The organism is Legionella sainthelensi (genome assembly GCF_900637685.1).
GTDB lineage: Bacteria > Pseudomonadota > Gammaproteobacteria > Legionellales > Legionellaceae > Legionella > Legionella sainthelensi.
This window is the reverse complement of sequence record NZ_LR134388.1, coordinates 2,417,174-2,441,677: the sequence shown is the minus strand read 5'-3', so window position 1 is coordinate 2,441,677 and position 24,504 is coordinate 2,417,174. Positions and strand designations below refer to the sequence as shown.

The window sequence follows — 24,504 nt, the reverse complement described above, 5'->3', positions numbered from 1 at the left end:
TAACCGCACCATAAGAGAATAAAGTACTCAGTCTTCGATCTTAATTGGCCTGAAGCGTTTGATTTTTTCATGGTAACTAGTAATTTCATAAAATTTTCGGTAGGCCATAATTTAAATCCATGTACTTACATCAACGACGCCCCAACCATCTTAACGGTTTCCCACTCATAACATATTCTTCAATAAATTCTAAACTTAAATTTTTTGTCTCAGGCATGTAAATATATGTGTACATTAACCCTACGAAGCAAATAGCCGCATAAATCAAAAAGGTATATTCAACCCCAAAGGCATGAAACATAATGGGGAACATAAACACGACAATACCATTAAATCCCCAATTACTTATAGAAGATAATCCCATTCCTCCACCACGTACGTATAATGGAAAAATCTCTGACATTGCGATATAAGGAATCGGGCCCAGACTAATGGCAAAAGCAATAATATATACTGTCAAACAAATAACAGATAAATAAGCCAGAAAACTGACTTGATGATAAGACAGTAAGCCCAGAACAGCAAGACTAATACCAGTTCCAGCAAAACCAAACAATAATAATTTTCGCCGTCCTATTCTATCAACATAGAATACGGCTAGTATGGTGATAACCATATTTACAAGTCCAATACCCATTGTTGCTAAAATCTGTCCAGTGCTACTGGAAAATCCCATATTCTTAAAGATTTCAGGGGCATAATAGATAATGACATTAATTCCACTGAGTTGTTGCAAACAAAACAAAATCATGCCTAAAGACAAAACAGGCAATAAAGGCTTTCTAAATAAGGCATGCCAATCTCCTTTTGGAGGTTCATGTGATAATGTCTGCTCAATTTCCATGAACTCAGCCTGACTGTTTTCCTTATGAAGTTTTTGCAAAGCTGATTTAGCTTCATCACGTTTGCCGATACTAAGAAGCCATCGTGGGGACTCTGGTAATAATAAAACGCCAAAAACTAGAATGGTGGATGGGATAAGGCTTGAAGCAAACATAGCTCGCCAGGAGCCATAATTAATTAAAAGCAAATTGACAGAGTAGGCGCATACAATCCCTATAGTAATCGCTAATTGATAAATAGCTACCATAGCACCACGTAAGTGGGCTGGGGCTGTCTCGGCTAAATAAAGTGGAGTCGTAACTGCTGCAATACCTATTGCTATTCCAAGAATAAACCGAGAAATAATTAATATCCCTTCAGCTTCCGCAAAAGTAGCACCTAAAGCACCGATAAAAAACAAAGCTCCCGCAAAAGATAAGCATTTCTTTCGGCCTATATGTTTGACTACTTTAGAGGCCAATATGGAACCAACTAACATGGAGCCAAATAATGCGCCAAAAGGTAGCGCAGAAGTCATCACCCCAACTGAAGTATGACTCATATTAAACTGAGTTTTAATTAGATCCAAAGAACCAGCAATGATTCCTTCATCATACCCGAATAAAAAGCCGGCTACTGATCCAATAATTGCTACTAACCAGGCCATAATGATTTTCCTTAATACGCCTTAAAAAGAATGTTGACATCACAAAATTAATAAATTCATTACTATACTTAACTTATAAATAATACATTTTGCAAGTAGATTCGCGATGAGTTATGTAATTACAGGTGAAATGATGGTGGAAATGCTAAATCAATTAGCACAAGGTCATTTTTATGAGAAAACTGTAATGGGTTTAACCGATACACTTGCCTCGTTTATTAGTGCGAACAATCAATTACATGAGCTATTGGAACGCTGTGCTAAAAAAAGTAATTTCCAAAATACCAGGACTATTTCTTGGTCGGATTTAGGGAGTGATGATAAAAGGATAATAAATTGCTTCTTTGATTATCTTTATTTTACCTCACCTCAATTTTTAAAAGATGCGGGGTGATTAATTGATTACTAAAACATATGACTGTTGCATTGTGGGAACTGGTGCAGCTGGTGGAATCCTAGCCTACCGTTTAGCTAAGGCGGGTCTTAATGTCATTTCAGTGGAGCAAGGTGATGAATTGCCTTCCAATTATTTTACTGATATTAACCCACCCGGGATTAAGAAAGGTTTTGGAATCAAACCTAAGACTACGTTTCCACCTCACATAGGCGATGCACTATTTATTCATGATTTATTTGCAGATTCTTCGATACGTTCCAGCAGTAAAAAATCGGAGTCTGAGTTTCGCCAATTTCAGATTTATGCACTGAATGGCTTACAAAACCTGTGGAATGCTGTATCAGTTCGTTTCAGCGAACCAGATTTAGCTACCTGGCCTATTAATTATCAGGATTTAGCCCCTTATTACAGCTCTGTAGAACAGCTGATTAGTGTGTGTGGAACTGAAGAACATTTAACTGTTTTGCCCAATGGGAAATATATTGCCCCTAAACCGATTAGACCTGTGGATCAGCTCATCATTGATGCAGTAAAAAATAGTGGTTGGCCTGAATGTTTTGCAATTCCAAATCGCAAAGCAATTGAAACCAGAACAGAAAAACCAAATCATTGTATCAGTACAGGAATATGTACTTTTGGCTGTCCAGTAGGAGCGGTTTATAAATTTTCTACACGCCTTTTACCTGAAATTCGTAAGCGGAGCAATTACACTTTATTATTAAATGCCAAAGTAGTTCGCTTGAATCGCAACAATAAAAATAATCAGATTAGTTCTCTTGATTACCTATGTCTTAAATCAAATGAACGTAAAACCATTCAAGCACGAATTTTTATCTTAAGTGCTGGCGCTATAGAAACACCGCGAATTTTATTTAATTCTCATGACACCGCATTTCCAAATGGTTTGGCAAATCATAATGGTTCTTTGGGCTGTTTTCTTCAAGATAATCCTAAGGTGGTTTTAGCCACTTCTCTATATAAATTGTGGTTTAGTAAACGACCTCCTGATATTGGTTATGGTGATTTATTAATAATTGGTGGACAAGCCAAGTTATCAAATGAAAAATTATTTCGTTTCATTGGTCACTCAATCTCAGCGCCACCTGATGTGCCTTATTATCTTAATGATCTTCGTTGGATACCTCGAATCATAAAGCCTTTTATCGTTAAATCAATGTTTCATTCTTTTGTGACTTTAGGTTTATTTTGTGAAGGTGATTTATTAGCTAGTAATAGAGTGTCTCCATCAGTAGATAGAGACAAATATGGAGTTCCACAAGTAGATATTCATTATAAAAGCTCTGCAGAAACGCAAGAGCGAATGAGAAAAATGGCTGAATTTGGCCGAAAAGTATTAAGAAAGGCATCAGGCATACATATTGTTTATGATTTAAGCAATGATGGAACTGGAATTCATTATGCAGGGACCTGTCGTATGGGCAATAACAAAAATGAGGCTATAGTGGATGCTTATCTTAAAACTTTTAGTCATGATAATTTATATTTATGTGATGGAGGGGTAATTCCCCACTTACCAGATAAACATCTGACACTGACTATTATGGCTCTAGCAGATAGACTCGCTAGCCATATTACCAGTGATCTACAGAAAAGAGGAGATTCACATGAGTAAGGAAAAACCAGTACGTACCAAAACATTACCCTGGGAATTTCCTGGAGCTCTTTGGATTAATGAGGACGAACAAAACCTGGTTGATGAGGTCATTAGATCTCATAGTCCATTCCGCTATTATGGTCCTGATTTACAACACATGGTGGATCGTTTAGAAGCTGAATTTTGCTTTAAAATTAAAGTAAATTATGCTCTAGGTGTTACTTCTGGAACGGCAGCACTCCATATTGCACTAGCAGCATTTGGCGTAGGACCTGGCGATGAGGTATTGGTTCCAGGTTATATGTGGGTTAGTTGCCTGTCAGCCATTGTACGTCTGGGAGCCATTCCTGTTCTAGTTGATATTGATAATACCTTTTGTATCGATCCTGAAGATTTACAACGAAAAATCAGTCCTCGATCCAAAGCGATTATGTATGTTCATATGAGTGGTGCATCAGGGCATATTGATCAGGTTGTTGCTATAGCTGCGCACCATAAACTCTATTTATTGGAAGATTGTGCCCAAGCTGCTGGTGCCTCTTATAAAGGCAAACCACTTGGCAGTTTTGGTGATGCTGCGATTTTCAGCTTTCAGCTCAATAAAAATATGACGTCGGGTGAGGGTGGAATGATAGTTTGCAACGACAAATCAATTTACCAGCGCTGTTTTGCTATTCATGATTTAGGTTATCCTCGTAATGAAGCTGGACGTTTGGAGACTCAAAATGAAGAGTTTCAATTGTGGGGAGTAGGCGCAAGAATGTCCGAATTAACAGGCGCCTTTGCATTGGCCCAATTAGGTAAATTAGATAAAATTGTTGCTTCCATGCATGATGCAAAATGGCGCATTCGCCAAGAGTTAGAAGATATCAAGGGGTTAGCATTCCGCGATATTGCGTCTAAAGAAGGGGACTCTGGTCCTTTTTTAATCACAATTTATCCTACGCAACAATTGTGTCAGGCCTTTACCGAAGAATTAAAAAACCTTGGCATTAAGGGGCAAACTGGCAGTCTTGCATGCATTACCATGCATGAGTGGGGGTTGCATTGGTATTTTAATAACTATAGCTTAGTCAATAAAAAATCTATAAGTCCAGATGGTTTTCCCTGGTCTCATCCAAAGAATGAATTTTCTCGCACGATTCATTATCACAAGGGTACACTACCTCATTGCGATTATTTATACGATCATGCCGCATTATTGACTATTGCATCAACTTTAACTGATGAGGATTGTGACCAAATTATCAGTGCTTTTAAACAAACAGCTAAAAAGATTCTTCAATGAAAAAAGCGAATCATAATTACTGGAGAATATGTGGAATATTATCGATAGCCATATGCTCAGGACTATTAGTAGGCTATGTAACTGCAATCATAGCGGGTGCTTTACCGTTACTCACGAAACAGTTTAATTTAGATGATTTAAATCAGGGATTTTTGGTTGCTATAATATTAATGGGAGGTTTTACCGGTTCCTTAATTTGTGGAAAAGTCACTGCACCCTTCGGACATAAAAAAACATTACTTTTGATGTCTGGAATTTTTATTCTTGGTTCAATTTGGAGTGCCATGTCCCAAAACTTTTGGTCTTTGATTTTAGCTCGTTTTTGCGCAGGTACAGCTGTTGGTATGTGTACTGTAATCGGCCCTATGTATGTTGCTGAAACTGCCCCTGATAGGTTACGTGGTTTTCTTGTTGGAAGTGTACAATTAGCAATCACCATTGGAATCTTGAGTGCTTATATCGTTAGTTATTATTTTGTGGAAAGTAAAAATTGGCCTATGATGTTTGGGCTTGCTGTTCTACCTGCTCTTATTTTATTTCTGGTTACTTTGACCCAATTAGAAAGTCCGCGTTGGTTATTATTGAGCAATCGTGTTGTAGAGGCGCATGACACTTTTTTTAGATTACATGGATATCATTGGAAGGAAAATAAAAAAGCACCTTCTTCTCCTAGTGTTATTTCAATTAAGGCATTGTTTAATCCAATACTTTTGCCAGCTATATTATTCGCATCGGGCTTATTTCTCTTCCAAAATTTAAGTGGGATTGATGCGATTTTGTATTATGCCCCTAGTATTTTTCAGCAATCAGGATTTCTCGGTTTGGAGGGTGGTTTAAAAATTGCGATTTTAGTTGGAGTGATTAATATCATTGCTACTCTTTTATCGATGTATTTGCTGGATTCGTTGGGTAGAAGGCCTGTTTTAATTTATGGATTATTTATTATGGCCGTTAGTCTTTTGGGATTTAGCGTGAGTCAATTATTACTATCTGAATATTCCATTATGAAGTGGTTTTCTTTATTCATGCTATTATCGTTTGTTGCATCTTTTGCCTTAAGCATGGGGCCTATCCCTTATGTAATTATGTCCGAACTCTTCCCTTTGCATCTAAGAAATACTGGCATGGGCATCGCATCCGCTACTTCATGGGGTATTAATGCATTTATTACCTTTTCATATCCCTTATTGGAGTCGCACTTAGGAATAAGCTGGATATTTGCGGGTTTTAGCTTGATATGTGTTATCGCCTGCTTCATCAGCATTATCTTCTGCCCAGAAACTCAAGGGCAATCTTTAGAGTCCATCGAAGAAAGATTGTATGCCGGAGCAGGCTTAAGGAAAATAGGAAAATCCTGAAAATACACTTTTATAAGACATTGTTGAATATATGGGAATTTATGTCACCTCATTTACTACGGAGTTCGAGTAGCATTGGTCGGCGCAGCCTTGGATAATAGAATATTTATTAATGCAGTGCTCTGGATATTCAGTACAGATGCACCATGGCGGGATTTACTCTCATCTCTTGGCGACTGGAAAAGTACACAACACCGATTTTGTCGTTGGCGCGATTGAGGCGTGTGGGAAAGACTGTTAGAGCACGTCTTTGATGCTCCTGATTATAAATGATTAAGGATTGATGCTGGCAATTTCAAAACTCATCCTCATGGGAGTGGAACTAAGGGCGGTAATCAAGATATGAGTCGTGCAAAAGGGGGGCTCAAAACAAAGATACACTTGGTCGGGAATGCGATTGGTTTTCTTCTCTCCACAAAGGTTATCGGGTCTTGTTCTTAGTAACGCTAGAATACCTCTATTGTTTTTTATTTAGCTCTATAGCGCATGATAACTCATCATACATTGATGTGGAATTAAACGGATTACATGAAATCTGTCGGCCCCGATAGCTATTGCATCGTCTGTGTAAGTCAAGATTAGATCATTTAAGTCCGGTTACATGGCTTGCACGCAATGCAGTTGCTGATAAAAAAGCAGTTACCTTGAGCGAATTCTAATTTTGCAGCATCAACTTCATTATAATATACTCCATATTTCTATTAACGGTGACTCATTTAGTGCAGGCTTTACAGGCAATTCCATCCTCAGTTGCCTGTATTGACTTAAGCTATAATGAACTATTTCTTAATAAAACATACGCTGAACGTGATGCGATATTGAATGCATTAAAACCTCTTGAGCAAAATGGTAGGCTGCTTCTGTCCCATAATGGCGAACCTTCATTTGCTCGAGCTTTATTACCGTTAATGTCTGCTATAAAACAAGGAATAGTTAGTTTTGATGTGGCAAGTGTAATTTTATCTTTCCTTTTACCAGAGCAAGCACACCTACCCAGCAGGTCAATAATTCGTAACAAAATCATCAAGTCAGTTACAGCAAATGAAGGGGAGTTGCTTTATGCAAGTTACCGGCGTCACGGCGGCTCTTTTTTTAAATCAATATCGTCCCCTATAGAGCAACTCAATAATCAAATTAATGAAAAATTAAATGAAGCAGAAGTGGCCAGCCTAACCTTGAATTATTTCTGTTTATAAACACGAGTTGCATCAATACGGTGACTGATGAGGAATATTCTTGCTGTGATGTTATACGAAAAAGGGATCTGTTGAAAATTTTTACACACTTTAGGACGTATAACTACGTCCATAATAAGGTGCTCTTAAGATCGTCCAAAATTTATATATACCGCTCAATTTTTCTATTTAGATTATAATTAAGTATATTGATTTTAATTAGAGTATGTATTTATGAAACGGAAGTTGGAAAAATCTGAAAGCTCACAAATAGGGATATTTAAAAAGAAAAAAGTGGATCCCCCTCCTAAAGAAAGTAAAGTGCTCATCTTGGAGCTTTACTCTCATTTTGAAAAAGAAGAAAAAAATAGTGAAAACTACAATCATGAAATTACTGGAAACCTAGACGTAGGAGTACCATTAAGAAAACGGTACCAGCAAAATGATCATTTCATTTATTCACTGGATGAGTCAATGGTTATCGATATCCAAGAGAGTCTCCATCAAAGACAAGCAAGTGATGTGGTTCATAATCTAACTAAACAAAATGGTCTTATGCATTTTAAAAAATTGTTAGAAAATATTGAGACATTAATCATTGTTGCACAAGGTAATCTTGATGATGATAAAATAGCTGGATTAGAAGTTGATGTTTTTTTGGAGCTGCTGAAAGAGGATTTGGAACTAGAAGATAAAAATCTCCCCTACTTGGAGGTTTTTGCATGCAAGATGGGACAGTCAGATAGTTTTAGAATAGCATTGAAAGAAAACTTATCCGGTATTGCATCTAGTTTTATTACTTATACAACACTTCTTTCCGCAAATGAACAAGGCAGGGTATTTATAATAGAGAATGAAGATGACTCCGTACAAATAGAAGGCGAAGATCAGAGGGATAGATTTATCGTGGTTGATAAAATAGAACCCAGGAAGCATGAGTTGAACCCCTGATAGGTTTTGTCACAAAAAAATTGCTTCTTCGTGTCCAATATAGTTAACTGGTGTTTTTCATTACATTGGAACTGTTTAAAATTAGAAGTGAATGTTGTCAGAGCATTGATTTATGCCTCGATTTTAAAAGACTACAGCCCAGGAGTTTTTAAACATACTCTATCTGATGAAAAATTTTGCTCTTTGCCCCATCATTTATTTTATAGTGAGGTGTTTGGCCGTTTTTTCCCTCCACTTTGTATCACTACAACGAGCACCCCAAACAGCGATACAACAATAACTTTTTCAGATTGTGGAGAAAGTTCGTTAAGAAATTTTATTAACATATTAATTAAGAATAATGAGGAATTTATCCTGGATTCAAGCTATTTGGAAAAAACGAACCTTAATATAGATGCGAGAGTCATTAAATTTTATAAAGACAATAATAGTATTTTAGATATTAAGAAAATAGAAAGTCATAATCAATGGGCTCAAATTGTCTCTCAATTAAACACATTGGATCCTTCAATTAAATATTTATCACCCAGGAATAAATCATATTGTGAGCTCGCTGCTGGGGGCCGTAACATGCTTAAAGTGCTGAAAATTCTTTTGGGTACCGATGATGTTAAAATTTGTGAGGAAATTCCGTTAACTTCTAATAAAAGAATCGACGGTGATTTATCTCAATTTTATCCTGAAAATGACAATATTTCTGACTATGAAAATTTCATAAAAATTACAATTAATAAGACGTATGTTTTTTATTGGTATTTTTTAAAACAACATTTCAGGTGCCAAACTACCGATTTAAATAATGAAGAAAATGAGTTAAAAATTAATAGATTGCATGAAATACATAAATGGTTTATAAGTAAACAGATTGATTTCAATTCTTATAGAAATATTATTAGTTTTATTACTAAAGAGATGCATATTAGGGATGTATTAGATTTGTGTAATAATCTCGATATTGGGCAAAAACAAAAGTTAGAGCTACTATTTACCGCTAAATTAAACTCAATAGACTCTATGTTTGATTTTTGTATGGCAGTGCTCAGCAGAGACGAATTAATTTGCGAGAGTACTTTGATTATTATCACTCGCATTATCGATAAAATTACAGATCATCCTGTTATTAAGGAACAAACTAGAGCATTAGTACAATTAGTTAAAAAACGCCAGATTGAATCTCTTTATCCTGTTCTGGAACGCTGGTGGACCAATTAACTAATTCTCTTTGCAGAATTGTACATGGAGTATATTGTGAATAAGAAACTGTCACTTTTTGTAATCATATCCTCATCATTAATAACATTAATGACAAGTGATATTTTTTTGCCTAGTATGCCGCAAATAGCGGAATATTTTGCTGTAGACAACTCTAAGGCCCAGCTTTCAATATCATTGTTTTTAGGTGGACAAATACTTTCCACACTTTTTTGGGGTCCCTTATCCGATAACATTGGAAGAAAAAAATCTTTTTCAATGGGAATGTATTTATTTTTTTCAGGCACAATAATTTGTATTTTAGCTACCAATATTTATACATTTTTATTGGGTAGAATAATACAAGGTATTGGAGGTGTTGTTGCTCCTGTAGTTGGATGGGCTTTGATTCAAGACATGTACCCTAAAGATAAAAGTGCCGGAATTATGTCCTCGATAGGAAGTATTATTGCTCTAGGCCCAATGATTGCTCCAGCACTAGGTGGACAAATCACAAATTACTTTCACTGGAAGGGTGATTTTTATTTTATTGCGTTCATTACTGGCATTATCTTGATAGGGCTATCCGCGCTACCAGAGAGTCGCTTAACAACAAAAAAAATGGGTTCAACAAAACATGCTATAAAACAATATGCAAAGATTTTAACGAATAAATTATTTGTAAGTTATGTTTCTTTATTTGCTCTATTAGCTTGCGGTCAATGGTGTTTCTTAACTATTGCTCCATTTTTATATGAAAATACAATGCATTTATCTGCTGATAAAGTTGGTTTTTTAATGGCGTTAAGCGCATCTTTTTTCATTATGGGCACAACATTAGCGTCTCGTCTGCTGAATAAATTGGGAATTGATAGACTTCTTCGTATGGGCACTAAATTATCAACCTTTAGTGGAGCAATATTACTAGGATTGCATTTTACGGGCATTTATAACCCGATTTTTACCTCATTGGCATTTGGATTTTATCTTTTTTGTGCGGCTTTATTATGGGGAGCAAGCTCATCAAGAGCGTTACAATGCTATGAGGAACAGAGAGGTGCTGCATCTTCAATCCGAAGCTTGCTAATGATAGGTTTTTTTGCCGCGGGTAGTTATCTGGGTACATTAATAAGGAACGATAGTCTTTTAGATGTATCCATAATACTTATTATTTTATCTATTAGTTCGATTGCTGTGCTTTTTTCTACAATGCCAGAGAAGAGTAAGATAACTTTAGTAGATAACTCCTAAATTTGATTATAGTGGAGGTAGCGTCTGAAAATTGGAACCGGTTCGTTAGATAGAAATATTAATTGAGATTTTTATTTTAGAAATTCAGGATTCACATTAATAGGAAACTCGTAACTATTTTCCATTAGTCTTACTAACTCTATTTTGTTCGTAAGAGTTACTTTAGAAGATTGACCTATCCCCAAAAAATAATGCCATGACATAGATGAGATTTCCGATAAACTAAACCAAAAGGAGATCTCAAAGTGAAAAAGCGTTACACAGAAGAACAAATTATAAAAGCAATCAAATCGCATGAAGCAGGTATAAAGGTCGAAGAGATATGTCGAGACTATGGAATTTCGTCAGGCACATTTTACAATTGGCGAAGTAAGTATGCTGGCCTTGAAGTGAATGAGGCCAAGCGTCTTCGTGAGCTTGAATCAGAGAATGTTAATCTTAAAAAACTGTTGGCAGATAAGCTCCTGGAGCTAGAGGCAATGAAGGATGTATTATCAAAAAAGTGGTGAAGCCAGCAGCAAGAAAGTCGATCATCGAGCACCTAATATGTTTCTTTAAGTTGAGTGAGCGAGTAGCTTGCAAGCTGGCAGGATTAAGCCGCATAGCATTTCGTTATCAATGTAAACCACGTACGGATGAGAAGGCCAGAACACGACTCAAGGTTTTAGCCGCACAATATCCGGCCTATGGTTATTTAATTCTTCATGGACTACTTAAAGCTGAAGGCTTGGTTCAGAATAAGAAGCATACTTATCGATTATACACTGAGGAGGGACTTCAAGTTCGAACAAAGAAAAGGAAAAAACTGACTCGTCCTCGCCAACCAATGGAAGTTCCTTCTGCACCAAACCAGCGTTGGTCGATGGATTTTGTATCGGATCAACTTAGCAATGGGAGACGATTTCGAATATTGAATGTAGTGGATGATTATTCTCGTGAAATGGTTGGCCAGCTAATATCTACCTCAATCAGTGGCAAACAAGTGGCTCGCTTTTTAGACCAACTTATTGAGCAAAGAAATAAGCCTATTAAAGTGATTTGTGATAATGGTACAGAATTTACTAGTAAAGCGATGTTTTTCTGGAGCAAAGAAACGAATGTCACTTTAGGGTTTATTCAACCAGGAAAACCAACTCAAAATGCGTTTGTTGAGAGCTTAAACGGGAAATTCAGAAATGAATGCCTTAATCAGCACTGGTTTCGAACAATGGAGGAAGCACGATTTGAGATTGAACAATGGCGTAAACACTACAATAATGTTCGACCTCATAGCTCTCTAAATTATATGCCTCCTGTTGAATACGCAAGAAAGGTGGCATAGGATAATGAATCTCATCAAAGAAGTGGTACTAATTTAGGGGATAGGTCACAACAAATAAATTTTGTCTGTGGTGTATGTTATCGGAGGGTTACTAACTCATTTTTTGGATGGAAAAGCGCACTAGCCTTTGTAATGTTAATGTAATTTGAATTAAAACAAGAGAGGCTGATCCAATATTAGACCTAAAATAAAAACAAAGATAAGCTGCCAAGTCTTGGTCTGACTTGATAAATCAGTTCTGGCAAAGAGTGAACCTAAACCCTTCACGTCCTATTGAAACCGCTAATTTATCTTTTTCATTGAAGATATTACGAGATATTTGGAGTGCGTAAATCAGGAGTGGTGGGCGCAGCTGGAATCGAACCGAGCGACTTCCGTAAAGTAAGAACAGCACTCTACCACTGAGTTATGTGCCTTTAGTAGGGACAAATTTTATCAAACATTAAGGTGTCTGTCGCTCATTAACCGATTGATTTTTAATGTGTTGTTCAATTTAATAAATAGCTATGTGCTATTGATATATTATTGTCCTGGCAACAAGAAAAAGAATTATTGAAAGAATTTGAGTGGGGGGTATTATTAAAGTGTTTGAATCATTCTAAATCTCTTTATTAGTGCCATGATCCTCTCCAACTGAGTTATCCTCTGCCTTAAGATAATAAAAATAGAATTAACCTTCGTCAACGACAATTGGGTTGTATTACATAGACAACACTGAAAATAAATAGTGTTTTTACCGTGGCTGCTAAATTTTCAATGCTCTAGTTAGACTAATTAGTGTACCAATAATGATACCGTGGGTTTCTTTACCAACCTGAACATTGGCCCAATCTGGATTAAGTGCAATGAGCTCAAATTCTAAAGCTGATTTTGAAGCAGATAATTGTTTGTATTTGCGAATAATGACTTCATTATCTTGTTCTAATTTAGCCACCACAAAATCTCCAGGATTAGGTGGAGTATGGGGATCCACAACAGCCACATCTTTAACTTTTAATTCGGGATACATGCTGTCGTCTTTTATTTCCAGGGCAAAAACATGCTCGCCAACGCGTTCAGCCAGTGGAGCATTTATGGGAATCAGCATCACTTGTTTGGAATAACTTTCATTCTTAATGTCATGAATGATTGGTTCAGGATTACAGGCTTGTTTAAAATCTAAAATAGGAATCAAAGCACCTAACCCAGGAGCTTGTTTTAGCTTTCCTTGTTTGTCATCCGACAAACACATTAAGAAAGCAGGGGCAACCTCCAATGCATGCGCCAGTTGTTTTATTTCATTAGGCCCAGGAGTGCGTTCTCCGCGTTCATAATTGTTAATCCGTGAAACTTTTAGATTCTCAGTAAGCTCGGCAAGCGCTTTTCGAGTTAGCCCTTTAGCAAGACGTTCATTCCTAATTCGGTTACCAATTTTTTCTTTAATGCTCATATCCGTTTGCACACAAGTAATTTTTAAAAAATAGAATAGCACATATTGATTAATTCTCAATATGTGTTAACTTATTATTTTTTATGCACGTATCGAGCAATTAAGCACGATATGGTTTTTTATTCTCGGTTCAAGGAAATGAAGAGGACAAAATGCACTTCATGATTAATGAAGAAGAATTAGGGGCTTTATGTGGGTTACCCCACATTCAGCAGTTAGCCTCTTTAAGAGGGATTAGGCCTTATATGAATGTAAAGACATGTCTCGTTGGTATAGAGCGAGGTATTAGCTGTCAGTCGATTGCCGAACAGCTCTATGTAGAACCACATCAAGGCATTAAAAGTTCCAGTTTTTTTCGGGCACAAATCAGGCGTGCTTTGGCAGGACTAGAACGTGCCGGGCTTATTCAATTTCAATCTGAAGAAAAGCAACTTATTTTAAAATGTAATTTAGCAATTAGGGATTATTGTGCGCAAAAAAAAGCCGTCACAAAACCGTCATCTCAACCCGTCTCAGCCAAGCCATCAAAATTCATTGAAAACACAGGGTTTTCTGGCCATCAGCCCGCAAAAGCCGACATAGGTGAACAGGAAAAAACCGTCCTACCTCATAATATAAATAATAATTATTTATTTTTATATACGCAGTTCAATCAATTTTGGGATATTTACCCCAACAAGAAATCACAGCAAAAAGCTTGGCAAGAGTTCCAAAAAATAAATCCTGACGAAACACTGGTGAAGAATATGCTAGACGCTTCAACACTACAAACTCAACATTATGAAGCATTACAAGATGCCGGTCATTGGGTTCCAAATTGGAAAAACCCAGCCAAGTAAGCACATATTCATGCAATTAACTCATTGAGTTTAAATATATTAAAATATAAAATTTGTTTAGTGAGATTTGCTTGAATAGACCCAGCCTACTGATTCCTGGTTTTCATTTTGGGCTTTAATTTTTTGCAATTCTTGCTTGAATTGAGCCGTACATTTTTTTGCAACATTAAATTCATTGATACTCATGTCTAAAGTTGGTAAATTTCCGAGAACATTACTCTTCAGAGGCATCACTGCTTCAGCCCTTATATTAGTAGGTTTCTTAGCGTTCAATTGCTCTAAAGTAGTATTTAGCTTTATAAGTGATTGTTCAAAGAAAGGAATCTCTACAGCGCATTCTGAAATTTCTCGATCATAGGTTTGAATGATACTGCGCGGCATTTTACCTTTGTTATCTTGATAAAGAAATTTTCTGTGGCTTTCAATTAAGTAAAGATTAGTAAGAATATTATTCACCAAAATAATCGCGTCTTCACAGTCCTGCATATCCTCAAAGTTCTCCATTATTTTTCTACGAAATTTTATCTCCATCCGAAAATGAACCAAAAAATTTGTAAGCTCTCGCGCTCCTTCATCAGAAAAGGGAGTAACATTTTCAGAACAATTATTCATACACTGATTGAGTCGGGAAACCATATGCTGAAGAGATCGTTGCATCAAGGCCAGCTTTTTTCCAGGCTCACTTTCTTGGTATCCTGTATCATTAAGATAAGACTCAAAATCATGAACATTAATTTGCTCTATATTTTTGAGAAACTGTTGTGTACGGAAAACCAAAATACTAATCAAGATTTCTTCTGCGTCACAATCAGCTGTTTGCACCATATCAAATAGTTTGTCTAAATCAGCAAATGTTTTGCTAATCTCCTCAGCACGAATTGCTGCAAGCTTAAAACCACTGTAAGCATTCTTAAGTTTAATCGCTTGACGCTCATAAAGAGCAGCTTTTTCCAGCATGTTTTTGACGTCAAGATCATCTAAAAGCCCTGCATTTTTGGCCATATCACTCAAATGGGAATGAATGTTGGCATAAACCATAAAAGCCTCGATTGATGGTTCATCAAAATGATGCTTTAGATGGTGTTGCAGCTGCTCAATCTTAACCAATTTTTCGTTCATTTCTTGTTTTATCTCTTCCTGGCTCCGTTCTAAAAAAGGCTCATACCACTGGTAGGGCAGCATCTTAGGCTCTTGCTCCATAATTTCTGCTAAAGCAAAAGAAAAATCGTTGGCTGCAAATCGCTGATATTCTCTTTGCTGTAGGGGTGAATGCCATTGAAAGGGTAAAATAGTCGTAGTAAGAAACTCCAGTTTCTTTTGGGTTTCCTCCATACACCAAAGTGGGCTCGAATTTCCTAATGCTACTCGTTGATTTAATGCTCTAAAATTTCCAGAGAAAAACAGCACTTGCTCTTGCAAACGTGCCCATTCGCGTGTTTGCTCCTCAGATAAATTCTGAGGAACATGACCTCGAATGCATTGCAAATCCATATTAATTACCCAAGCATTCAAAGGAAATTGCTCATTAGAAAGCGAGATCTCTTCCGGAGTAACCGCGATAACCTGAATACAACCCATCGTATCGAGGAAGCACAAAAAGTTCTGAAACGTTTTATTTCTAATCGATAGGTCTGCCTCTTGGGTGGTTTTACAAAAATTTTCACTCATAAAAATAGTGCCACGTGTATCCAGAAGCGAACGATTTTGAAGAGAAAGCTCTAAGGCTTGTTTTTTTTGTGGCGTAATCGCTTTCTTTAAAAAAAGTTCTGTTTCGTTCTCAATTTCAGCAGCAATCTCATTTTCCGCTTCAGTATGTAGTTGATTTTCTACTGCAACATCAGCATTCGCCGCAGTATTTCTGTCGACGTAAAGTACGCTGGAGCTGCATTGTTTTATTCCCTGCGCACAAAGACCATCCAACTGACTCAGAAAAGAGATTTGCTCTTCTTGCGACAGGTTTAAGCTTTTTATCGCGTCAATCCATACGCTTTTTTGTACTGCAGCCTGCCTTTTCAAAAGTAACTCCGTATCCTGCGCCGTGGGTACACCAGGGTATAAAACTTGAAGTTCAGTTGAAACAGGGGTAATAAAAAACTGCTCCCATAACTTGAATAGTTCTTGTTTGGCTACAGCATGTTCAGAGGGGATTGCAAGCAGGCGACTGAATAAATCGTTTTTAACCGCATTGTGTAACGACTGCAAGGCATAAGTAAAATTATCTCTTATAATGCAAGCATGCTCATTCTCCGTCAGCTTATCATACAGACTACCTATATTTTGAATTTCATTCATAGAAAGCGGGGCAAGCACCGTAACTGTTTGTTGTCCATCTAAATAGCCACGTAATCGCAATACCCCCTGATCAAACTGATGCCGCAACGTGTCTTGTTCTACAGTAATCAGGGCATGAGCATTACTGGGTTGGAGAATATCGCCACCATAAGTATGGCTTTGATCATAAAATGTAAAATAATGTTGCGCAGCAATAGGCGGCAAATCGGATACTTTATATATCGTCGTGTCTGCCGAATTGGTACTGATCGCACTTAACACATTGTCATGATAGAAAAATACATAAGTAAATGTTTGTGCCACTCTAGGTACAAGAGCTATTTTTCGAGCAGCCTCTAAATTGGCATGGCTACGCATCCAGCCACCGACATCAATCAGCGCATTACACGCTTGATTACGTTCAATGGCAGTCAATAGATCGTCACTAGAAGCATAAATAATGGACGTATTTTTTTCCTTCATGACTGCTTTAATTTCACCGATGCTACCCACATTGGAACCTGGTGCTAAATGCAGCGGAGATGCGCGGTAATTCCAGGTGGTACCCGTACAGCCTTTTTTGGATTTCTCAAGAAAAATTAAGTGTTCTGCGGCATTACAGGAAATATAGTGTTCCTCCATAGGAATGGTAGGAAAAATCTTTGTGTCCAGCACGTGATGAATCATGTCGCTATGAAACGCAAGCTGCTGATAAAGCCTATTGTATTGCTCAGGATTTATTAACATTTTTTTGAGATCGCAGTCTGCAGGAAGCGCATAACGCTCTTTAAATCGACGTACCTCTCGAGAATCATTAATCCCCTTCAACGATAGATGACTAAGGTAATCCTTTTCTGCCAGAGTCAGTACCTGTTCGATTTCTTTTTGAATTAACTCAAAAGGAACACCATTTGCTTTAACCATTTGAATGGTACAATTAATGGCAGTCAGGTAATTGCCAAATTTAGATCCTTCTTTGGGTACCATACTGTTTTTATAAGGAATCGCATAATGACTGGTTTTTGAGATACCGTAATGCTCATAGTTGCGCTTACCAAGCGTAAGCGGCAAAAAGCAATCCAGCTCTTCACGAAGCAAAGTAAGAAATTCCTTGTCGTCATAACTTAGCGCCCCAATTTCGCCTAAAGAAGGATGGCCTGAATTAAGGTAGGAAAGGATGGCATCTCGAGAATAGCGTTCATAGAGTTTGATTAGTGATCGATTTTTTTGATCCAAAGCATCAATAAAATACTGCCGACTTTCCTCATTCACGTTGCTTCCTGAAAGCAATCTCTTAAAATACTCGGGATCATGATTTTCCAAGGATCGATACACTTCAAGGACCCATTTGGCCTGGAACTGCGGGATGCTTTTTTCTTTCCCCAAAACGAAATTTAATTCTTTTTTTACATCAGTAACGGTATCTACTTCATCAATTAGAAAATCAGCCTGATATTTAAAAATTCGAAGAATTCTATCCAACCATAGAATTTTTTGTTCCCAGTTATCGGGCTTGAGATGGAGTATTTCCACGTATTTAAGGATTAGGCACTGCATGGACTCAGGAGTGGTAATGAGGTATTCACGATGTGAAATCACATGTAACAGATGGTGGAATGTTGCTTCCATTTCGCCAACATCATTCAATGTATCACGAGTAATGATAAAGGGATGTCCCACACATTCGAAACGTTGTGTTGTTTGATTCAAATCATAGACATTGCTTGCAAACATGGAGGAAGGCACTTCAATCACTGTCAGATTATGACCTTCTGATTTCAGGAGTGCGCTCAAGGGCAAGATGACTTTAGATTTCCCACCACCCATGATCATTTGCAAAATTGTGCCATTATCCTTAGCCGCTCCCGAAAAAAATGTGTCCAAAGTGGCTTTTTGATCTGCACGAATCAACATATTTTCTAAATATTGAAAAACCAGCAATACCGGTGAGTCGTCCGCCGTAATCGTGTTTTGTGCTGCTGCAGCCACACAAAGCTTTTTAAAGCTATCTGAGGACCAATCCTGCACTACGGACAGAGTCAATGAGTGCAGACGTTGTGTTTTTTGAAAATCTAGTGAAATCAATAAGTATCGTCTGAGGTCTTCTTGTATTTTTAAGATGTATTCCATTGCTGGATCATTATCTACTCCAGAAAGAGACAGTCCAAGAGCTTTGGCATATTCATTAGGGTCTTGTCGTATGTAAAGCAAAAGGAGATCATCCAGATCAAGATTTTTTTGACGTGCAGCCAGACGGCGCTCACTCCAGCCGTATTGATTGGCCGCTCTATTAACGCTTTGAACTATCTCATGAGCAAATGCCTCCTTTATGGAGGATACTTCGGCATAATACTCGCTCAGTCGCTCCGAAAGCTCTGTGAGCACATGCCTGTTTTGCTCCTCATGAGCCAAAAAATCTATGATAAAATGCTTTAGCGTTTCTGCTTTGAGATGCCTTTTTTTCTCCCCGGCTCTGTTTTCCAAATCAGCATGCGCTTGCAGTGCCTTAGTTATTGGTAGGCCTGCCGCTTCAATCTCAAGAAACTCAGCAGAGAAGTCGTCACAATCCCTCACCGTTTGCGGCTCAAGACCAAGAAGCTTACACCAGTTGTTGCTTGAGGGCAGATTCAGTTCGAAGAACTTAGAAGAAGGCTGTATTTTTTGCCGTAACAGATTGGGTTGCTTGTGTTCTTCAGGAAACGGAATATCAGATACCAACGTAATGAGAGCCTCTTTGTTGAATACGATTTCGGGTTCAGCATTTACAAGTCGTTTGAATTGACTAAAGGCCATATAATCATCGATTGACTCTGGGAGAGTATGGGGTTTTAACAGCAAAAGAGATGCTCGATAGAGTCCATTGTAAAAAGCAAGGGCTTGACCGTTTCCATCTCCTTCTAATAAACTTTCATCTGTGATTTTAATTGTTTTCTTTTCTAATCCTGACGTAACCTCATTGTTGTTGAAGGTCAAAGAATTACCAGAGCATAAAAGACCGAGTAATTTTTTTTCTAAAAACTGATTAAGCGTCTTAAGCACATCAGGATTTTTCTCATGACGCATAAAATGATAAAGGAGTAAAAACTGATCATCACTATGCTCAAGCTCTTCACCGGCTAAAAGACGTTTAACCATTAACTCTGCGGGCTCTTTTACCGCATTCTTGGTACTAAAATAAGACTTCAATTCGGGTAAAACAAGCTGCAACTCCGCCACTACCGACTTTGCATAGTAGATTGGCTCTTGGTGATTGATTTTAAGTTCAAGCCGCTCAATCAACTTATCCAGCGCTACAGGAACCTTTGTTCCGAGATGATGAAGGTCTTCTCGTTGTTTGCAATAATTCTGATACAAAAGAACATATTTGTGATGATTTAATTGCGCATGCCGAAAAGAGTGTACTCCACTCATTTTTTCTAATCGATGACTCAAATCCAACAGCAGGTTTTCTTCTTGTTCTGGTGTAAGGAGAAAATCATAGGGCGTTTTCTTTTCTCGATGGATGTACTCTGCATACAATCTTGTTATTTCTTGAGGCCATTGCTTATCCAAAAAGTTTTTTATTTCACTTTCAGGTTTAGGCTTATAACCTGGCATACGGGCAAACCCATGCAAACATTCATAAATCTGTAGTTTTAGGGCAATTGATTCTGGAGTATGAATACGGCATTTTTGAGGCGCATATTGAGCATTCGGTAGAGAAAACATCATCCAATTCAAAATAGTGCCGGTAGTTTCATCCATTTTTTCATGACAAAACTGGGATTGAATCAGCTTCAGATAATCCAATGCCTTAGTAAAGTTTTGTGCACCCATCGACACATACATTAAATAAAGCGCTTCATTTAGGTTGGATGGCTTTAAACTCTTTTGTTCATCCACAGCAATACGAAAATGAACACAATTTGTGTCCCCATTATCCAGTTTGCCTTCTGTGTCCAATTTATAACGATAATAGTCACTTTTGTTCGGACTGTGCTCATCAATCACAAAAGGTTTAAAAGGAATGAGGACAAATTGCTCTGATGGACAGTTCGTAGCAGCAAAATGAAGCCATTGAGAAAAACCAGGGATAAAATCGGATGGTAACCTCAGGCGATATTTTTTTTCTCCACCCAAAAACAATTCTTGTGAATTTTTTACATCACTTACCAAATCCAATCCATAACGAGCCAGATGAATATGGATTGTCCCATCTTTTAGCAGACGTGTTTCTGTAAAAAGATTGCCCTCAAATGCACCTGTTGCGGTAAAACAGGGGGATTTGGTTAAGAGAATCCCTCCCTGTTGTTCCCTAAGCAAAGTGATACAGCCCCTTTTACTCTCTATCAAATAAATCGGATGATTCTGCTTATCGGTAATCAGCAGATCTCCATTTTGACTGTCTAACCAAAAGTCATGTTGTTGATTCAATACCGTTTGAATAAACTGTTTTCCATCCAGCTGATTTTTGGGAAGATAACGCCATATCCGGTATTCAGAAGGATCGCCAGCCCTGATTGGGGATCGCCTTTCGATCTCAAGCTGGTTGCTGTGTTGTGCATTTAGAGAAACGCGATAGTGCTCGCCATCGACACTAAATTCATAATACTCCAGGAACGGATGCCTGAGTATCCTGCCTACATTGGGAAATAGGCTCATAAACAGTGTATTGTCCTTAAGTATCGGTGGGGTAGTGACTTCGATTAAATCGGACTCTTCCTGCAAAATACCGGTCTCGATATCAAAAATTTGCCCTTGAACCAGAACTAGAGGAAATAAAGAGGTATCATACGTTTTATTGGGAAATCGTTCTTTTAAATAATCCTGAAACACGAGAGGATCGCTCTGGATAGCTTGCTGAATTTTGGATTTGGCCTCAGTGAAAAAAATTCGTTCACTTAGGGGATCAAACTGAATCAATCCTGGCTGAATACTGGTAACCAGCTCATAAAAATCACGAATCATCTTCACGGATACGCTGTTGTGGCAATTGAGACTGTACATCAAGCGAATTAGCTCCTGTTTGTAGTGTTCTGAATCCATGACCAGACTATGAGTCGTACTGTCCGTATGATAGTCAAAAGCAGGTATCAGGTTGCTAAATAGGCAGGTTTTAAGATACAGTGTGTAAAGTTTTAGAGCTAATTCAGGATTACCTTTATGAATGATACGAGTGGTTTTTTGAAAAAAATCACTAAGGTTATACTCAGCAGAAGCGGTATATGTTTTAAAATCATCCATAGCCCCGACAGAAAAAAAGGCTGAACGCAAAGCAAATAAGCCTTCAGGCCGACTCAGAAGCAGTGGATTATTCGAAAAGAAGTTTAAAATATTCGCTACTCGATAACGTCCTGAATAGTACGCCTCAAGCAGTGCTTTATGCATCAGATAATCCGTATGTTCTGGATTAAGGGTACAGATAACTTCATTAATTGATTCTGGGCATTTGGATTTAAATAATGACTCCAGACGTAAAAAAATATCTTCGCGCGGTAAATGGTGTCCATCCACAAGAGAACTTGGCGCTGCAGCATCAAAGGTATTTTTCGTATATTGAGAAAGCCCCCAATAGTCCTGTACGGACCATACTGTACCCGACTCATATTGGAAAGAAGAACGAGTCTGTACCGTAGATAAGGATTCTGTAATTTGCGACAACGCATAAACCATACAACGATTGAACGTACACAGCCTGTCTAACTGCTCCATGCTGCGTGTATGATCTACTAAAGCGTCTGGATAGTTTTGCTCGATAAAAGTACGTAAAGCCAGAAGTATCGTGTCTTTTTTATCACTATTGAGGAGGTTAATCAAAGCATGCCGAACTAAAACACCTTTATCATACTCCTCATCAATACCATGTGTTGTAATGTGCAATTTTGCTGCAATGTCACGGTTTTTAATCAAAAATTCGCGCCATATTTTAGGATGTCCAAAGTCTTCTACTTCTTGAAAACAAATATTGAGGGCTTCGCTTATCAAAAGGTGTTTGTCAGGGGACTCGTAGGATTTACAGATAAGGTCAAAGCGCTTCATCACTTGGGAATCTTCACTAATCAGGAACGGATTGCTCTTGTTTACTGCAAGATATGTTTTTATGTGACATTGAATGAGTTTTTGAAAAGAAACAGCCCCATGCGCTGCAGCCAGATTACCAAGAGCGCTAAGATACCCGAGTGTGGTCACAATTGTTTCAGCATCGGGATGTCCGCGCTCACCATACAATGCAGTTTGCAAAGTCAAGCACTCTTGAAAAGTTTGCGTTAAATACTGTTGCTTTTTCTGGTAATCTTCATGGCTTTTTGTCGTGTAGAATGCATCTTGGCAATCTAAAGACATTTTATGAAAAAAGTTTTTCTTTTCACGTAATTGAAGAATTGTATAGGCATCTGAATCTTTAGCCGATGTGTTATAAGTTAGTGTTTCGGGTTCTTTGAGCAAGGTTGGGAAAAGGACTGTTTGTTCATGTGGTACAAACGCAGAATGAGTTTTATCCTGAAGTATTCGGTATCGTTCCTGGCAGTCAAGCAGGATGCTCTTAATGAGTTCTTGTTCCTTATAAAGACTAGGGTCATGGCTGGTTATGGCAAGTAATTGTTCTGCTGCAAGAATGAGCTGATGATAACGGCCCGTGCTTTGCTCTGCTTCCTCGAGATCGATGACCCATTTATAATATTCTTTGAGATTATCAAGTTTGTAGTTAAATAAAAACAAACGACGCTTATCTGCTTCAAAAATGCAAGCATTCATCATACATTCAATAACCGCTTGGGAGCAGGTACCCGACATTTGCCCTTGGATAATCAAATCATTATTGGTTTGAGGAATAATTTCCTTCCCCTCTAAAAAGGGAATCTTTCGTAAAATTGTTGCGTAAAGAGTTTTTTTCCCCGACTCCGTCATTTTTTGTGCCGAAGGTATATGTTTCAGGTAGATAAGATCACGAACAAACAATCGGAGCCACTCTAAATTAGGATTATCTTTGAACTCAAAAGATTTAGCGGCATGAAATCGATTAGCCTGAAGATCAACCACTTTGGCATGATACTCTGCACCATCACCCGTATTATAAATATTAAAGCGTAGTCTTCCCTCTTCTGTCTTTTCAAATTCATACAACACAGCATGACCAATCCAACCCCCAGGAATAAAAAATTGCGATCCTAAAGGCAATAGAGCAACCCGATTTATAATCTTTTCTACAATGTGTTCCGGAAATGCATCAGTAGCGTTATCCAGATCTTGAACCAATTCTTTGAGAAATACTAAATTTGCTGTCAACTGACTTAGGTTAAATTGTTCATAGTCACTACTTGGTTCTTTTAAAGAACTAACGTATTCATAAAGAGAACCTATGGTTTGGGAAAGAGTCATGCCTTCCAAATACCGACTTCCGGTAAGGTGAGCATCGTTGTGGATATGAGAAAATAATTTGTCGCGATCGATAAAAGACAAATTAGGATTTTTCATGAATACCACCTTATTCTGGTAAAATTTTGTTGGCCTTGGCTTTATTTATTTTTATCAACATGGTTATAATTTAATCGAAAAATACTTATGGAACAAACTAATTATTCTTATATGTACTATCAAATTATCTGATAACTTATTGGTGATATGTGTGATGACCACAATAGATGAAAAGCGCCTTTTGATTGATAGTGGTGCAGAAATAACAATCTAAGAGCAGCTCATGCTACTCGGATTGAGTATTTCCAGCTATTATTACACTCTTGGATACTTGACTTCAGCGAACGTGTATTTTGGACACAGAAAAATCGTTTCTAAAAAATATAATTTCCATGTGTCATAGCTTACTCACAGGGTCCACAGGTCTATCCGAGATACTGAAAGCTCGGTAATGCTTTAAAACTGTAGATGTATTATTATTCTGGAATTTTCATGGAGTTAGTTGTGGCGGTCGTTGAAGTAATATGTGCTGAATGT

General features: G+C 37.7%; 14 protein-coding genes and 1 pseudogene. 11 read left to right on the top strand and 4 right to left on the bottom strand.

Annotated elements, in window-relative coordinates; translation table 11 throughout:
- Positions 1-130 precede the first annotated feature (130 nt).
- Positions 131-1,489, bottom strand: coding sequence for a sugar porter family MFS transporter (locus EL220_RS10820; protein ID WP_027271848.1), 1,359 nt, complete (start codon positions 1,487-1,489; stop codon positions 131-133).
- 106 nt (positions 1,490-1,595) lie between these two features.
- Between EL220_RS10820 and EL220_RS10815 the strand changes: the two genes are divergently transcribed.
- The 5 genes from EL220_RS10815 (at position 1,596) to EL220_RS19795 (ending at position 6,366) form a co-directional block, all read left to right on the top strand.
- On the top strand, positions 1,596-1,883 hold the full coding sequence (locus tag EL220_RS10815) for a hypothetical protein (protein ID WP_027271849.1): 288 nt from the start codon (positions 1,596-1,598) through the stop codon (positions 1,881-1,883).
- 4 nt (positions 1,884-1,887) lie between these two features.
- The gene (locus EL220_RS10810) at positions 1,888-3,519 is read left to right on the top strand and encodes a GMC oxidoreductase (protein WP_035906338.1); all 1,632 of its coding nucleotides are present in this window, start codon (positions 1,888-1,890) and stop codon (positions 3,517-3,519) included.
- Positions 3,512-4,789, top strand: coding sequence for a DegT/DnrJ/EryC1/StrS family aminotransferase (locus EL220_RS10805; RefSeq protein ID WP_051544759.1), 1,278 nt, complete (start codon positions 3,512-3,514; stop codon positions 4,787-4,789). Before EL220_RS10810 ends, EL220_RS10805 begins: the two co-directional genes overlap by 8 nt.
- A complete protein-coding gene (locus EL220_RS10800) occupies positions 4,786-6,147 on the top strand; it encodes a sugar porter family MFS transporter (RefSeq protein WP_027271851.1) in 1,362 nt (453 codons plus the stop codon). The genes EL220_RS10805 and EL220_RS10800 overlap by 4 nt, the downstream gene beginning before the upstream one ends.
- 117 nt (positions 6,148-6,264) lie before the next feature.
- The gene (locus EL220_RS19795) at positions 6,265-6,366 is read left to right on the top strand and encodes a hypothetical protein (protein ID WP_414973829.1); all 102 of its coding nucleotides are present in this window, start codon (positions 6,265-6,267) and stop codon (positions 6,364-6,366) included.
- Between the two features lie 174 nt (positions 6,367-6,540).
- On the opposite strand, the pseudogene EL220_RS19885 reads toward EL220_RS19795, so the two are convergent.
- A pseudogene (locus EL220_RS19885) lies at positions 6,541-6,690 on the bottom strand (ISL3 family transposase); the annotation flags it as partial.
- Positions 6,691-6,866: 176 nt separating this feature from the next.
- Between EL220_RS19885 and EL220_RS10785 the strand changes: the two are divergent.
- The 5 genes from EL220_RS10785 to EL220_RS10765 all read left to right on the top strand — a co-directional run bounded on the left by EL220_RS10785 (position 6,867) and on the right by EL220_RS10765 (position 12,036).
- Positions 6,867-7,343 carry a hypothetical protein gene (locus EL220_RS10785; protein WP_027271852.1) on the top strand — a complete coding sequence of 159 codons (477 nt, stop codon included), beginning with the start codon at positions 6,867-6,869 and terminating at the stop codon, positions 7,341-7,343.
- A 213-nt stretch (positions 7,344-7,556) separates the two neighbouring features.
- Positions 7,557-8,273 carry a hypothetical protein gene (locus EL220_RS10780; RefSeq protein ID WP_027271853.1) on the top strand — a complete coding sequence of 239 codons (717 nt, stop codon included), beginning with the start codon at positions 7,557-7,559 and terminating at the stop codon, positions 8,271-8,273.
- Between the two features lie 30 nt (positions 8,274-8,303).
- Positions 8,304-9,485 carry a hypothetical protein gene (locus EL220_RS10775; protein WP_128130889.1) on the top strand — a complete coding sequence of 394 codons (1,182 nt, stop codon included), beginning with the start codon at positions 8,304-8,306 and terminating at the stop codon, positions 9,483-9,485.
- A gap of 36 nt (positions 9,486-9,521) precedes the next feature.
- Positions 9,522-10,715 (top strand): multidrug effflux MFS transporter, encoded by a 1,194-nt coding sequence (locus EL220_RS10770; protein ID WP_232002389.1) that lies wholly within the window; start codon positions 9,522-9,524, stop codon positions 10,713-10,715.
- Positions 10,716-10,960: 245 nt separating this feature from the next.
- A protein-coding gene (locus EL220_RS10765; RefSeq protein ID WP_128130888.1) for an IS3 family transposase occupies positions 10,961-12,036 on the top strand; the annotation gives its coding sequence in 2 pieces (ribosomal slippage) (positions 10,961-11,210 and positions 11,210-12,036; 1,077 coding nt in all).
- Between the two features lie 745 nt (positions 12,037-12,781).
- On the opposite strand, the gene EL220_RS10755 is transcribed toward EL220_RS10765, so the two are convergent.
- The gene (locus EL220_RS10755) at positions 12,782-13,465 is read right to left on the bottom strand and encodes a helix-turn-helix domain-containing protein (RefSeq protein ID WP_027272373.1); all 684 of its coding nucleotides are present in this window, start codon (positions 13,463-13,465) and stop codon (positions 12,782-12,784) included.
- A 152-nt stretch (positions 13,466-13,617) separates the two neighbouring features.
- Here EL220_RS10755 and EL220_RS10750 point away from each other — a divergent pair, with 152 nt between their 5' ends.
- Positions 13,618-14,304 (top strand): hypothetical protein, encoded by a 687-nt coding sequence (locus EL220_RS10750; protein WP_128130887.1) that lies wholly within the window; start codon positions 13,618-13,620, stop codon positions 14,302-14,304.
- 57 nt (positions 14,305-14,361) lie between these two features.
- On the opposite strand, the gene EL220_RS10745 is transcribed toward EL220_RS10750, so the two are convergent.
- Positions 14,362-24,027 carry a DUF3638 domain-containing protein gene (locus tag EL220_RS10745; RefSeq protein WP_027272374.1) on the bottom strand — a complete coding sequence of 3,222 codons (9,666 nt, stop codon included), beginning with the start codon at positions 24,025-24,027 and terminating at the stop codon, positions 14,362-14,364.
- Between the last annotated feature and the right edge of the window lie 477 nt (positions 24,028-24,504).

Coding starts and splice junctions, on each gene's coding strand:
- EL220_RS10820 (WP_027271848.1), bottom strand. CDS start 1,489: ATGGCCTGGTTAGTAGCAATTATTGGATCAGTAGCCGGCTTTTTATTC.
- EL220_RS10800 (WP_027271851.1), top strand. CDS start 4,786: ATGAAAAAAGCGAATCATAATTACTGGAGAATATGTGGAATATTATCG.
- EL220_RS10750 (WP_128130887.1), top strand. CDS start 13,618: ATGCACTTCATGATTAATGAAGAAGAATTAGGGGCTTTATGTGGGTTA.
- EL220_RS10805 (WP_051544759.1), top strand. CDS start 3,512: ATGAGTAAGGAAAAACCAGTACGTACCAAAACATTACCCTGGGAATTT.
- EL220_RS10755 (WP_027272373.1), bottom strand. CDS start 13,465: ATGAGCATTAAAGAAAAAATTGGTAACCGAATTAGGAATGAACGTCTT.
- EL220_RS10745 (WP_027272374.1), bottom strand. CDS start 24,027: ATGAAAAATCCTAATTTGTCTTTTATCGATCGCGACAAATTATTTTCT.
- EL220_RS10780 (WP_027271853.1), top strand. CDS start 7,557: ATGAAACGGAAGTTGGAAAAATCTGAAAGCTCACAAATAGGGATATTT.
- EL220_RS10815 (WP_027271849.1), top strand. CDS start 1,596: ATGAGTTATGTAATTACAGGTGAAATGATGGTGGAAATGCTAAATCAA.